The sequence below is a fragment of the Streptomyces sp. NPDC127084 genome, assembly GCF_042724175.1.
GTDB lineage: Bacteria > Actinomycetota > Actinomycetes > Streptomycetales > Streptomycetaceae > Streptomyces.
This window is the reverse complement of the sequence record NZ_JBHXFA010000176.1, coordinates 1-13,373: the sequence shown is the minus strand read 5'-3', so window position 1 is coordinate 13,373 and position 13,373 is coordinate 1. Positions and strand designations below refer to the sequence as shown.

The window sequence follows — 13,373 nt, the reverse complement described above, 5'->3', positions numbered from 1 at the left end:
CAGCTCCACTCCACAACCGGAGGCCTTCGTCGTCAGCCAGATTCAGACCGTGTCGTCGCACAAACTCGACCAACCTGCCTGGGCAGTACATCTAGCCGCTCTGGTCGCCGTCGATGTGACGCCCCCGTCCTTCGGGCGGGGGCGTCTCTCTGTGCACGCGCGTAGCCTGTCCCCGAACCTGGCCCACTTCGCCCAGGAGCCCTCCGCCGCAGACTGAACCGTGGAGGGGAAACGATGCGTGTTGAGCGCGGCCGGACACCCGTGAAGGATTCTGCTGTCGGCAGACCGGCTGGACGGTCCATCGCAGCCTGCCAGGATGACCCCATGGGGAAGAACATCGCGGTGCGTCGACTCGACCTCGGGTACTTCATCCGGCCCGCTTCGGAGACCGGCGGCCCGCAACCTCGTGTGGAACCCGTGCTTGCCTACCTGGTGCAACACGACCAGGGCCTGATCCTTTTCGACACCGGCATCGGCAACGCGGACCCCGAGACCGAAGCGCACTACCGTCCCAGGCGCCGTGCGCTGCATGACGCCCTGTCGGCGGCTGGAGTCACCCCCGGCGACATCTCGCTTGTCGTGAACTGCCATCTGCACTTCGACCACTGCGGCGGGAATCCCCTCCTGGGCAGCAAGCCGATCCTGGTCCAGGGCGTGGAGCTGGCCATGGCCCGCCGAGGCGACTACACCGTCGATGAACTCGTCGACTTCCCCGGCGCGACCTACGAGGAACTCACCGGTGAAGCCCAGGTCTGGCCGGGAGTCTGGATCATTCCGACCCCCGGACACACCCAAGGGCATCAGTCCCTGGTCCTCCGACAAAGCGACGGCACCGTGGTACTCGCCGGCCAGGCACACGACTTCGCATCCCAGTTTGCGTCGGACCACCTGGCCCGCCAGGCCGCCCTTCACAGGGTGCAAAAGCCGCTTCCTCCCTACCCGCGCTGGTTGGAACGGCTCGCCGACTTCGACCCACGCCGTGTGCTCTTCGCCCACGACTGCTCGGTCTGGGAGCCGTCAGACAGCGCCTGAGCTTGTTCAGACACCTCACGATGCGAACGCGTCAAGCTGATCTTGAGTCAGGCGCTGACCGCTCAAGGCGCCCCCACCGATCGTGAGCCACTGGCCGGTCGCCTTCTTCAGGGGCACACCGTGTGGGGAGCCGCGCCCTGGCCATTCGACGAGGATGAACGAGCCTGGATCTGCGCAGGGCGAAAACAGCTCCCCGTAAGACGGCACTGGGGATCACTTGCCGGATGCGCACGCACGGCCCTGGAGGACTGCCTCACGCCGTTCGGCGGCTGATCCCGCGGCCGACCTGGCAGTCACCGGCGAACGAGCGGTGCGGGGCGAAGCACCGCGCTTCGCCCCGCACCGAGAGGCCCGTCCGGACGAACCGGAAAGGCCCGGGGCCTAGCGGAAGTCCACCGGGAGGCCTCCCTCCGCAGTCCCCCACCGGGTGTTCGCGCTCGCGCCGAGACGGAAGTCGATGCGCCCGCCGTGAGCGACTATCGAGCCGCTCACCCACGAGCGGTCGTGGTCCCGGCCGCCGACGGTGGCGCCGTCGACATAGCGGTTCGCCGCCGAGGCTTCGGGGGCGGTCACGACGATCGGCGGGCGCCCGTCGCGGTGCAGCACGGCACGGGGGAACAGCGGGGCGGACAGCAGCAGTTCGGCACGGCCCGGTGTCTGCGGGTACATACCGAGAGCGGCGAAGACGTACCAGGAGGACAGCGTCCCGAGGTCATCATTGCCGGGCAGGCCGCTCGGGCCCGTCCCGTACACCGTGTCAACGATCTCCCGCACCGTCTCCTGGGTCTTCCACGGCTGGCCGAGCGCGTTGTACAGCCAAGGAGCATGGATTCCCGGCTCGTTGGTCGGGTCGTACCTCAGCGGGTCCCCGCCCGTCAGCGACCAGCTGCCGTCCGGCTTGTGGAAGAAGCCGTCGAGGCGCGCCGCCGCGGTCTGGCGTCCGCCCATCGCCGAAGCCAGCCCCGACACGTCGTGGGGCACCATCCAGGTGTAGGTGGCGCTGCTGCCCTGCGCGAAGCCGGTGCCGGTGGCCGGGGTGAAGCCGGGCACCCAGCTGCCGTCGAGATTGCGCGCCTGGACATATCCCTCGCCGGGTATGGCCGAGGGGTTGAACACGTTCTTCCAGTAGGCCCCGCGTTCGGAGAACCGCTCCCGCAGCTCCCGTCGGCCGAGCAGGCCCGCCCACTGCGCGAGCGCCGAGTCCGCGACGGACGCCTCCAGTGTCTCCGCCGCGCCGCCCCAGCAGTGGCAGACGTCCTGCGCGGCGTAGTGTGAGTCGAGGTACTGCGCCAGATTGGGCCTGACGCCGACGCACTGGCCGGGGCAGCCTGCGTCGGAGAGCCCGTCGGGATGGGGCACGGTGGCCTGGCGCACGAGCGAGGCGAAGGCACCCTCGACGTCGAAGTTCCGTACGCCCATGGCGTAGAAGGTCGCCAGGGTCGCGGCGGACGGGTCACCGGTCATCACATGGGTGGCTCCGGTGACATGCACCCACCGGTCCCACACTCCGCCGTTCTGCTGCGCGTAGTTGTAGAGGGACTGCGCGAAGTCCCCGGCGATGCGGGGTTCGAGGAGCGCGAGCAGCTGGATCTGGGCGCGGTACTGGTCCCAGCCGGAGAAGTTGCTGTACTGGGCGCGCTGGCCCCTGGCCAGCCGGTGCTCCTTGCCGTCCATGCCCATGTAGCGGCCGCTGACGTCGTTCATCACATTGGGCTGCATCAGGGCGTGGTACAGGGCGGTGTAGAACGCCGTGCGCTGCTCCGTGGTGCCGCCGCCGATCCGGACGCGGCGGAGCTGATCGTCCCAGGTGCGATAGCCGCGGTCCGCCACTGAGGCAACGTTGTCATGATGTCTGACCTCGGCGTTCAGATTCTCGGCTGCCGCGGCACCGCTGACATACGAGATACCCAGACGCATCCGCACCGTGCGCTTCGCGGTGTCGTTGCCGCCCGTGTCGAACCCGACCCAGCCGCCGGAGCCGCGTCCCGCCCGGTCCGCCCCGGTCGCGTACCCCTCACCGCCGGACCCCTCGGTGGCACCGTGCCGGACCTCGGCGTCGCGCCAGGTACCGGTGTCGCTGAACGCGCGGTCGAAGCGGGCCACGAAGTGCAGCCGGTAGTAGCTCTTGCGGTTGTTGACACCGCCGTTGGCCCGCCGCCCGCAGAAGGCGCCGGTCAGCACGGACCCGGTGACCTCGCGCCGCGCGGCGTCGATGCGGATGTCCGCGTCCTCGCTGCCGTTGAGTGAGTTGGACGTTCGGAACAGCAGCTTGGCAGGGCTGCCCTCGGGGAAGGTGAACTCGCCGATCCCGGCCCGCTGGGTGACAGCGAGGTCCGTGGTCACTCCGGAGGCGAGCGTCACCTTGTAGCGGCCGGGGCGGGCTTCTTCCTGGGTGTGTGAGAAGTCGCTGGCGTAGATCCTGTCAGTGCTGTCCGCCGAAGGGGAGGTGGTGATCTCCTCGGTGTACGGCATGATCGGGACATCTCCGGCGGCCCCGGGGTTGCAGCCGGCGCCATTGAGGTGGGTGAGGCTGAAGCCGCGGACTCTGGTGACGTCGTACTGGTATCCGTTGGCGGCTCCCGTGCTGGTCTGGTCGCCCTTTGTGCTGGTGGGGCTCCAGGCGATCATTCCGAACGGCAGGGTGGCGCCCGGCCAGGTGGTGCCGTTGCGTGCGGTGCCGATGAAGGGGTCCACGTACGCGGCGGGATGGCGCACTTCGGCGGCGGAACGGGACGCGGCCGGTGCGCTCGCGGCCGAAGCCTGCGAGGTGAGGAGCGAACCGGGTATCAGCGTTGCGGCAAGTAGCGCAGCCGCGATACGCCGTTGTGAATGGCGCAAGTCGAGCTCTCCAGAGGATAGGGCGAGCCGGCGGAGGCCGGCACTGCGGTGGACGTGTCAACGTGACTTCCTACTGATCTACGCCGAACTCGGTGTCCGTAATCGCCCTACGCTCAGGTGAACGCCGGGTGTTCAGTGGGCGATGACCAGGTCGCCGTCGAGACAGAGCAGGCGAATGCTCCCGCCGGGGAACTGGAGCGTCAGACCGGCCGTGAAGTCCACACGGCCGTCCCCGTAGCGAATCTCCCGGACCGAGCGGATCGGCTGTCCGATGAACCGGGTCACCGGAATGTCGGGCGAGTCGTCGACCACCGAGACGGTGCCGTGCTCCGCCATCGAGTACGGCCCGTGCGGCTGGTCGACCCGCAGCGACGAACCGTTCCCTGGCGTGTGGAACTGAACCGGACCCAGCCCCTCCAGATGAAGTCACAGGAGCGGGGCACCCTTTCGTGTAGTCCTGCATCTCGAGGAAGCCCGGCCAGGAAGGCCGTCAAAGCCCTGATATCTGGCGGATGTGCGGGACACGGCCTTGTGACGAGCACAGACGCCGTGCGCCGTGCGTCGTCTGGCCGAGACGACCGCGCGCGGCAGTCACGCGCGTGGCACCGGACGGGTGCCAGGATTTCCGAGTGGGTGGACCCAAACTCGGCGCCTCCGCGGCAGGCGACCGCAGGCACTTGGCCGTCAGCGCCTACGTCTGGACCCGCGGCACCGAAGGCGAGCCCATCTCGCGCCCCGCCGCCGCACATAGCCCTCGGCCCCGAACCACGCACCGTCTGTGCCCGGGAGCGACTCAACGCGTTCCGCTAACTTCGCAAAGCTGACCACCAGCCCTGCTACAGCGCCCTCAAGCCACTGCTTGAAGACCACGCCGAGCAACTGGCCAAGGCGATCGACCACGACTCTTCAGCATAGGCAGCACCTCATCTTGCAGGTCGGCACCATCCTGAGACACGCCAAAGCCATACCGGACTTTCCACTCTGCCTGTCCCCCGGCCCGCACGACGCTAGCGTCAAGTCCATGATCGTATGGCTCAACGGCACCCACGGCGCAGGCAAGACGACGACCAGTGCGCTCGTCCAGCAGCTGATCCCGGACTCACGGGTGTTCGACGCCGAGAAAGTCGGCGAGACACTCATGGACATCAGGCCAGGGCTGCCCGCGACGGACAACTTCCAGCACTGGCCACCATGGCGGCCGCTGGTGGTCGAGACCGCCCGACGCGTCCTCGACTACACCGGCGGCACCCTGGTGATGCCCATGACGGTCCTGGTCGAGCGGTACTGGCGCGAGATCAGCTCGGGCCTTGCCCAGCACGCCATTCCGGTCCGGCACTTCGTCCTCCACGCCGACCAGGACACCCTCCGCGCGCGCATCGCGGGCGACACCGTTCTTGGCCCCAACTCCCCGTTCCGTCTCCAATACCTTGAGCCCTACGCCGAGGCGGCCCGCACCTGGCTGCACGCCGAAGCCGAGGTCGTCGACACCACGCACCTCACACCCGCCCAGGCCGCCCAGCAGATCGCAGAGGGCGTCAAGAGCTGAGAAATCGACCTATCCGCAGGAACCACCAGCTCGCCAGCAGCCAGATCAGAGGTCGAATTCCACCTGCTCCACATCGGTGAACTCCACCAGCAGACCCTGGGCGCGGCGGCCGCGGTCCTTGAAGTAGATCTCCTGCAGGCCCTCGGCCGCGATGTCCCGCAGCTGCTGCTCGGAGCCGCCGGCGTCCCTGGTGGCGAAGAGGCGGGCGGCGTACTCGGGTGGAAGTGCGACGGTGAGGTGGCGCAGCCTCGCATCGTCGGTGGTCCCGGGGGCGGCGGTGTAACCGAGGCGGGCGCGGGCGTCGATGACGATGCCCGTGGTGGTGGCCGCGGTCTGTTTGGCCTTGGCCCGGATCTGGGGTTGCCACCGCTTGGCGACCTCGTTCTCCATGCGCGCCGCGAGGTCCGGCCTGGGCCTTTTGATCTGGTCCTTCACGTAGCGTTCGACGGTGCGCTGCGTGATGCCGAGCAGCCCGGCCACCGGCCTGGTGCCCTTGAGCTGCTTGACCAGATAGCGCATTCGCGCGCCCGCGCTCTTGGGGATCGGGCGGGTGAAAGCCTTCTGGAGCGCGCCGTCGAGACCGCCCGCGACCGTGTCCATGGCTCGCCCCCTACTGTCCGTCGTCCTTGGCGGTGACCTCGCCCGTTCTGACATACCGGGCGAGATTGAGGAACCGGCCGTGCTGTTCGCGCACTTCCTCGGCCCACAGGGTGGTCTGGGTGCCTTCGTGCTTGACCATCCCCGGCGAGACTCCGAGGCGGAAGCTGCCGGGCACTGTCCTACCGTCGGCGTCGTAGGGCAGGACGTGAAGCGGGCTGGGTCCGTCGGCGGCGTACACGGCGCAGTCCGACAGAACCGCCACCGGGTAGCGGCCGGTGGCCGCGGCCAGGTGAAGCATCTTGCGGTGCATGTTGACGCGCGCCCGGGAGATGACGGCGGCGCGGATGTCGGGGCGCCAGGTCGGCCGGGACAGGGCCGGCCACGCCTGCCCGGGCTTCCAGCCACCGCCGCGCGCACGCTCCCGGAGCTTGCCGATTCCGCCCTTCACCGTCGACTTGATCGCGTCCAGGACGATCGCCATCTCCGCATCGTGCTGTTTGAAGCCGTCCATCGCCCTCAGGAATTCCTCGGGCGGCAGTTTCTCACCGACGCCGAGGTCCGCCATGGTGTCGACGTACGCGTCGCGCAGGCGCTTGTACCAGCCGTCGAGGAACCTGCCGCTGTCCTGGCGTACCCAGGCCTCGAGCGGGGCGACGTCGTAGCCGAGCTCCACCGCGTACGCCACCGTCGGCGTCGCGTACCAGGCCGGGCCCACCGGACGCTCACCGGTGGGCGTGAACGGACTGGGCAGCAACTCGCCTTCCAGCCGGCGCCGCTGCTTGCCGATCAGGACGCGGGAGCAGTCGACATGGGAGAGGTCGACCAGCCACGCCCCGGGCAGCATCGGGTCGAACTGCGGGTTGGCGACGTGCATGGGCGGTGTCGCCAGGCCGACGACTGCGCCGTTGGCGGCCGCGCCGAAGGCGAGGTTGACGTCGATCCCGACCAGGTAGCGCTGCATGCACTCGGCGTCGGTAAGCTCGCGCGCCCAGTCGTACGCCTCCTCGAACAGCATCTCGGCCGGGCCGCGCTGGTGAAAGCGCGGCAGATCCCTGAGCAGCGGATGCCCGTCGGGGGCCTCGCACGGCGCACAGTCCCCCGGCTCCTCGCCGAGCGAGCCGGGCCGGTGTTCCTTGTGCCGCTGGCCCTTCTCGTCCGGCTCGCTCGCGCGGGTGGGCGGGTTGAGAGCGGTCATGAGTTCCAGGCCGGTGACGGCTGTGGAGCCGCGCGGTGTCATCACCCGGGTCGCATAGGTGCCCAGTACCTGGGCGAGTGCGGCCGGCTCAAGCCGCGCGGCATGGCCCCAGGTACGCGTGTCGAGCGCGTTCCACGACGGGATGCACAGCTGTACGCACTGCCGCTGACGGCCATCGGCGGGCCGGTAGATCCGCGCCCACGGTCCGAACCCCCGCCGGGTCAGCTGCCAGTTGGCGCGGTCGAGCTGCTTGAGGATCGTGTGGCCGTCCGGGAGGCGCCCGGCGAGCCGCTCGGGCTTGGGCAGCTGCGCCGGCAGGCCGTACCGCTCCAACGCGGCCTCGGTAAGCACCAGCAACGGGTCGGCGTCCTTTCCGGAGCCGTGCAGCCTCACAGCCCCGAGCCGCGCCTCCTTCAGCGTCCATTCCACCAGAGCGGGCAGGGACTTGGCGGGCACGTCCAGAACCAGGCCACCGATGCAGTACGCCACGACCTCGCGGTCCGGGCCTGCGTCGATGACCGCGAGCGGCCCGTTCGCACATCGCGGATCCACGGCTGCGGGAATGCACGTGAAGGAGGTGCTCTTCTTCCCACCCGGACGCCTCGGCGGCTGTCTCCTGCCACCGCCCGTCGCCGGGCGGGACGGTGCCAGGGCCGCGGCCTCAGCAGGGGCGGAGCGTTGTGGGACGCCCGGGCCTGCGGACTCCGCCATGTTGTCGTGGCCTGCGGCCACGGGTGCCCGCCGGGTGGGTGCGGGGGTGGCCTGCGGGGAGGGGGGGACGTGCGGCCCTCCGTCGGGAGGCGTGGCTGGTGGGTAGCGGTGAGCAAGTCCCTCGAGCAGCCTTCGGTAGGCTTCGAGGCGTTCCCCCCTCGGCTCGGCCCGGCCCGCCTCCCACGCGGTGATGCTCGGCACGCGTACGCCGAGGCTCTGGGCGATGGCAGCCTGCGTAAGACCGGCTGCCTCCCGCAGGCGGACACGTTCGGCCGGGGAGGGCAGAACGTGACCGTCGTCGACGGCAGCGAGTAGAGCCTCGACGGCGGCGAGGGGGTCTGAAGGCTGGCTGCTCATGGAAGGTCTCTCCTGCCCGGTGTCACCGGATGCCCTGGCGGATCTCTTCAAGGCGGGTGATCAGCCGCTGGTAACGCTGCGAAGCCGCCTGACGGCGGCCATGACAAGCTCCCCATAGGTGGCCATTTACCGCCCCACTGATGGCCACGGGATTCCCCACGTACGGCCAGATTTCTCCCCGCTCGCCCCGACAGATCCTGCTCGGCGACGCTCGAGCGGGTGAAGAACAGCAGGGAGATCATGGAAATCCTTGAGGCTTACGACCTCACGGGGAGTTACCGTGCCGCGGCCGAGTTGGCCGGGTGCGACCACCACACAGTGGCCCGTTATGTGAAGATGCGGGCGGCCGGGCAGAACCCTGGCCAGCACCGTCACCGGGCCCGGAAGATCGACGACTATCTGCCGAAGATCGAGGAACTGGTGGTCCGCTCGCAGGGCAAGGTCCGCGCGGACGTGGTCCACAAGAGGATCACCGCGATGGGCTTCACTGGCGGGGAACGCACCACCCGCCGCACCGTCGCCGAGGCAAAAGCCCAGTTCAGGGCAGGTCGGCGGCGGATCTATCGTCCGTGGGTGACCGAGCCGGGGCTCTGGCTTCAGTACGATTTCGGCGACGGTCCAGTGATCAAGGGCCGCAAGACCACGCTGTTCTGCGCTTGGCTCGCGTGGTCGAGGTTCCGGATCGTGATCCCGATCTGGGACAAGACGCTGCCGACGATCACCGCGTGTCTGGACGCCACCTTCCGCCGGCTCGGCGGGGTCCCTGCCTTTGTGCTCACAGACAACGAGAAGACGGTCACCACCGATCACGTTGCTGGGATCGCGGTCCGCAACCCGGAGATCGTCGAGGTTGCCCGGCACTACGGCACGACCATACGCACGTGCCTGCCGGCGGATCCGGAGACCAAGGGCGGCTCGGAGTCCACGGTGAAGATCGCGAAGGCCGATCTGGTGCCCAAGGACGTCAATCTCCGAGAGGAGTACAGAACCTTCGGCGAGCTCGAGGCGGCCTGCCGGGCCTTCTGCGACGAGGTCAACTCGCGCACTCACCGGGCGACTCGGAGCAAGCCGGCCGAGCGGATCGCGGAGGAACGGCAGCGGCTGCACCCGCTGCCGCGCGAGCCGTTCACCGCGACCTTCGGCACCACCCGCCGAGTCACCTGGGAGTCCACGATCTCGGTCGAAGCGGTCCGCTACTCGGTCCCGCACGAGCTGATCGACAGCCGGGTCTGGGCCCGCTTCCACGGCGACGAACTGATCGTCACCGCCGTCGACGAGGACGGCTCGGCCCGCGAGGTCGCCCGCCACCGCCGCGGCGAGCCCGGCAGCCCGGTCCTGGAAGATGCCCACTATCCACCGCGCAAGGACAAGGACACCGACCGAACTCCGCGGGCCACCTCCGCCGAGGAGGCCGCATTTCTCCAGCTCGGCCCGGGTGCTGCCAGCTGGCTGATCGAGGCTGGGGCGACCGGAGTCCGCAGGATCAAGGCGAAGATGGCCGAGGCCGTTGCCCTCTCAAAGCTGCATTCCATAGCGGAAGTTGACCGCGCGCTCGGCACCGCCGCGGTCACCGCCCGGTTCGCGGACAAGGACCTGTTGTCGATTCTCGACTACCAGGCCGTCCACGGGGTCACCGAGCCGGTCCGTCGCAGCGAGGCCCACTCGCTGCAGCCCGGCACCTCCGCCTGGTCCGCCCTCGGCGCCCCCGCCCCGAGGACCTCCGATCTGTCCAAGCACGACGAAAGCGACCTCGTCTGATGGCCACCCCTCTTCGCACCGTTCCCGGCACCAACGGCGACCCGCTCGCCGAGGCCATCGAGCTCACCAAACGGCTCAAACTCCCGCACATCCGACGGGCCTTGACCGACATCATCCCCACTGCGAAGGCCCAACGCTGGGATCCCGCCGAGGTCGTCCGTGTCCTCCTCGCGGAAGAAGCCGCCGGACGCGACCGCGCCAACCTCCACACCCGCCGCAAGCGGGCCGGGTTCCCCACCGGCAAGACCTTCGGCGACTGGCACGAGAACAAATCGTCCATACCCAGGGCCACCCAGGACGCACTCAAGAGCCTGGAATGGGTCGGCCGACGGGAGAACTTCTGCGTCTGCGGGCCCTCGGGGACGGGAAAGTCGCACTTCACCGAGGCACTCGGTCAAACCGCGGTTGAAGCCGGCTTGACCGTCGCCTGGTTCACCATCGAGGACCTCGGAGCCCTCGTCCGCCGCCACCGCGCGGACGACTCCATCGCCCGAGCCCTCGCGAAGATCGTCCGCTCGGACCTGATCATCGTCGACGACATCGGCCTGCTGCCCGTCTCCGAGGACGCCGCCGAAGGCTTCTACCGCCTGGTGGATGCCGCATATGAACGACGCTCGATCGCGGTCTCGAGCAACCTTCATCCCTCTGGATTCGACGAGATCATGCCGAAGACCCTGGCCACCGCGACCGTCGACCGACTTCTCCACCATGCCCACGTCACCGTCACTCAGGGTGACTCGTTCCGCTTCACCGAGGCCACCACCGGAAAGGGAGTGAAACCCTTCAGCTGATCCACACCACCCCAAGGCGGGGAGATATCTGGCCGCCACCGGGGAAGTTCCACTGGCCGTCAGTGGGGAGAACTACTGGCCGCCTCTGGGGAGAACTACATGGCCGTTGACAGCCGCCTGGGAGGACTTCAAGCCCTGGTGTCCGGCGATCTGCCGCCATTCCATACCTCGGCGCCGGGCCTCGATGACCACGTGCGCCTCAAGCCGGTCCAACGCCACGCGCATGTCCTCGAACAGTCCCAGAGCCGCGGCCACATCATCGGCAGTCACGCCCCGCTCCCCCGTGTCGACGCCCTTCGCGGCGCCCGCCAGCAGCCTGCCGAGCAGAGCGGCATCCCTCTGGAGAGTACGCGCGGGCGTCTCCTCGACTGGGAGGTCGGCCAGTCGGCTTCGCGGTTCGATCCGAGTGTCATCCGACATGGCATCACCCTACCCTGCGGTCAATGAAACAACTAAACGTTGTCTCATTGACTCTATGGAATGCCGGGAGTCGCCCCATCGGTGGAGGCGGAGCACCTCGGCATGGCTGTGGACGACGCGGTGGCCGCAGTGGCGCAGCAGGGTGGCGGCGTCGGCCGCACACTCCCGCCAAAGCTGGTTCAAGATGCGCTGGTGTGCCGCTGCTTCGGCGGCGCATCCGGATCCCCACAGCAGTCACTGGTCGATGGCGGGGGCGCCAGGGCTTCGCGTAGCAGCCGACGGTGTACGCCGTACTCAGCGGGCCAGGGCCCGCTGACACTCCTTGCACTGATGCCAGCTCTCACCAACACCGAATGCGAAACCGGAAGGAAAGGTTCGAAGAGGCCACAATGACTGTTCGCCCGGCGGCGGGGAAAGTGATCGCTTCCGGCCGTGGTGTCAATCTCGGATGTGCGGCGTCGTGTAGGGCGCCGCCCCGAGTTGCACGAACTCTCACAACTTCGCCGAGGCTGACGCCTTGGCGTCGAAGGACGGAGTGAGGCGACGGCGGGACGCAGGCGGACGTCGTCCTGCCCGATCATCGCGTCCCGCAGCTCGCGCGTACCGGCGCCGGCGGTCGCAACCCCCGCCTCGCCTACGTCGTTCAAGGTGCCCCCGCTGGACCACCAGTCGGCCGCGCCGGAGGGGCAGGTACCGTTCTCGGCCAACTCACCGTAGAGCGCCTGGGGCGCAGCCGCCGGATCGGACGGGGCCGCGGTCGAGGATGGCGGGAGCAGCTGATCCTTACCGATCACACCCAACTCCGCCTCGTCCACTGCCTCTCCGAAGCCATGCGTAGGCCTGGGAAAGCCGCTGACCGGTCCAGATCCCCCGGGTCCGCCGGGCTTTCCCCGATCCCCCGCCCCACGAGCCTCCGCCACCGTGCCAGACCCATTCCCCCGTGTCCCTGCCGCCCCAGAAGGCTCACCTCCACTCCGCACCCCACCGCCCCCCGGGCAAGGAGCACCCCGGGGCGGCGCCCCTCACTCACACAGAAAACCCCAGTAGAGTAAAGATCAAGCTTGGGGAAGGCGGGTGCCCACAGGCCGGAATCGATCACATCTGTGGCGGAGGTACTCGGCGGTGAGTGGGTGCCGATAGCGGGTGAAGGGGCAACTGGCCACGTAGAGCTGTTCTTCCGTGGTCAGGAGCGAGATCTGGAGACTACGGTGCGCCGCAGCCAGGGAGATGCTCGCGACGGGGGCGGAGGGGTAGCCGTGAATGTTGGACAGAGCAACCCATCGGATCAGGCCACGGTCCAGACTTTCCCGCCGAATCCAGGCACGGCCCTGGGCATCGACGGCGCCTTGGTAGGTACTACCGTCAGCAATCACCGTAGCGAGATCCAGAGAAGGTCCCTGAAGACCGGTTGCGCCTGTCGCGCCCATGGGTCCTGTGGGGCCGGTTACACCTGCACCCGTCGGACCGGTCGGACCCGTCGCTCCCTGGTCGCCCGTCACGCCGTCCGCACCCGTCGCACCGGCGGCACCGTCCGCGCCCGTGGGGCCCGTGGGGCCCGTCGGTCCCCCCATACCCGTCAGACCGTCCGCACCGGTCAGACCGGTTGCACCCGTCGCACCGGTCTCACCCGTGGGACCCGTCGCACCGGTTACGCCATCCGCACCCGTCAGACCGGTTGCACCGGTCTCACCCGTCGGACCCGTGGGACCCGTCGCACCAGTGGCACCGTCCGCACCCGTCAGACCCGTCGGACCCGTCAGACCGGTTGCACCAGTGGCACCGGTCTCACCCGTCAGACCAGTCGCACCCGTCGGACCCGTAGCACCGGTCGCACCTGTGGCGCCGGTCGGACCCGTGGCACCGGTCTCACCCGTCGAACCCGTCGCACCAGTCAGACCGGTCTCACCCGTCGGACCCGTCGCACCCGTGGCACCCGTAGCACCTGTGACACCGTCCGCACCCGTCAGACCAGTCGCACCCGTCAGACCGGTTGCACCAGTGGCACCGGTCTCACCCGTCAGACCAGTCGCACCCGTCGGACCCGTAGCACCGGTCGCACCTGTGGCGCCGGTCGGACCCGTGGCACCGGTCTCACCCGTCGAACCCGTCGCACCAGTCAGACCGG

Annotated in this window: 10 protein-coding genes; 5 read left to right on the top strand and 5 right to left on the bottom strand. The window is 68.9% G+C overall.

Annotated elements, in window-relative coordinates; translation table 11 throughout:
* A partial coding sequence (locus ACFWI9_RS29090) for a hypothetical protein (RefSeq protein WP_387166621.1) occupies nt 1-217 on the top strand: 217 nt, incomplete at its 5' end.
* Between the two features lie 107 nt (nt 218-324).
* Nucleotides 325-1,032, top strand: a complete 708-nt coding sequence (locus tag ACFWI9_RS29085) for an N-acyl homoserine lactonase family protein (RefSeq protein ID WP_387166618.1) — start codon at nt 325-327, stop codon at nt 1,030-1,032.
* Between the two features lie 381 nt (nt 1,033-1,413).
* On the opposite strand, the gene ACFWI9_RS29080 is transcribed toward ACFWI9_RS29085, so the two are convergent.
* Nucleotides 1,414-3,870, bottom strand: coding sequence for a GH92 family glycosyl hydrolase (locus tag ACFWI9_RS29080; RefSeq protein ID WP_387166615.1), 2,457 nt, complete (start codon nt 3,868-3,870; stop codon nt 1,414-1,416).
* A gap of 132 nt (nt 3,871-4,002) precedes the next feature.
* Nucleotides 4,003-4,206: a hypothetical protein gene (locus ACFWI9_RS29075; RefSeq protein WP_387166612.1), complete on the bottom strand. Its 204-nt coding sequence runs from the start codon at nt 4,204-4,206 to the stop codon at nt 4,003-4,005.
* A 685-nt stretch (nt 4,207-4,891) separates the two neighbouring features.
* Here ACFWI9_RS29075 and ACFWI9_RS29070 point away from each other — a divergent pair.
* Nucleotides 4,892-5,416, top strand: a complete 525-nt coding sequence (locus ACFWI9_RS29070; protein ID WP_387166609.1) for an AAA family ATPase — start codon at nt 4,892-4,894, stop codon at nt 5,414-5,416.
* Between the two features lie 45 nt (nt 5,417-5,461).
* Here ACFWI9_RS29070 and tpg read toward each other — a convergent pair whose 3' ends face one another.
* Nucleotides 5,462-6,016 (bottom strand): telomere-protecting terminal protein Tpg, encoded by a 555-nt coding sequence (tpg, locus tag ACFWI9_RS29065; protein ID WP_387166606.1) that lies wholly within the window; start codon nt 6,014-6,016, stop codon nt 5,462-5,464.
* Nucleotides 6,017-6,026: 10 nt separating this feature from the next.
* Complete coding sequence (gene tap, locus ACFWI9_RS29060) at nt 6,027-8,279, bottom strand: telomere-associated protein Tap (RefSeq protein ID WP_387166603.1); 2,253 nt, start codon at nt 8,277-8,279, stop codon at nt 6,027-6,029.
* Between the two features lie 219 nt (nt 8,280-8,498).
* Here tap and istA point away from each other — a divergent pair, with 219 nt between their 5' ends.
* Nucleotides 8,499-10,037, top strand: a complete 1,539-nt coding sequence (gene istA / locus ACFWI9_RS29055) for an IS21 family transposase (RefSeq protein WP_387166600.1) — start codon at nt 8,499-8,501, stop codon at nt 10,035-10,037.
* The gene (istB, locus tag ACFWI9_RS29050) at nt 10,037-10,828 is read left to right on the top strand and encodes an IS21-like element helper ATPase IstB (RefSeq protein WP_387166597.1); all 792 of its coding nucleotides are present in this window, start codon (nt 10,037-10,039) and stop codon (nt 10,826-10,828) included. Before istA ends, istB begins: the two co-directional genes overlap by 1 nt.
* A gap of 72 nt (nt 10,829-10,900) precedes the next feature.
* Here the strand turns inward: istB and ACFWI9_RS29045 are convergent, their stop codons facing one another.
* On the bottom strand, nt 10,901-11,248 hold the full coding sequence (locus ACFWI9_RS29045) for a hypothetical protein (RefSeq protein ID WP_387166594.1): 348 nt from the start codon (nt 11,246-11,248) through the stop codon (nt 10,901-10,903).
* Nucleotides 11,249-13,373 lie beyond the last annotated feature (2,125 nt).

What these genes read in the sequence shown, in the direction of transcription:
- ACFWI9_RS29085 (WP_387166618.1), top strand. Translation starts at nt 325, where the DNA reads ATGGGGAAGAACATCGCGGTGCGTCGACTCGACCTCGGGTACTTCATC.
- ACFWI9_RS29075 (WP_387166612.1), bottom strand. Translation starts at nt 4,206, where the DNA reads ATGGCGGAGCACGGCACCGTCTCGGTGGTCGACGACTCGCCCGACATT.
- ACFWI9_RS29070 (WP_387166609.1), top strand. Translation starts at nt 4,892, where the DNA reads ATGATCGTATGGCTCAACGGCACCCACGGCGCAGGCAAGACGACGACC.
- tpg (WP_387166606.1), bottom strand. Translation starts at nt 6,016, where the DNA reads ATGGACACGGTCGCGGGCGGTCTCGACGGCGCGCTCCAGAAGGCTTTC.
- tap (WP_387166603.1), bottom strand. Translation starts at nt 8,279, where the DNA reads ATGAGCAGCCAGCCTTCAGACCCCCTCGCCGCCGTCGAGGCTCTACTC.
- istB (WP_387166597.1), top strand. Translation starts at nt 10,037, where the DNA reads ATGGCCACCCCTCTTCGCACCGTTCCCGGCACCAACGGCGACCCGCTC.
- ACFWI9_RS29045 (WP_387166594.1), bottom strand. Translation starts at nt 11,248, where the DNA reads ATGTCGGATGACACTCGGATCGAACCGCGAAGCCGACTGGCCGACCTC.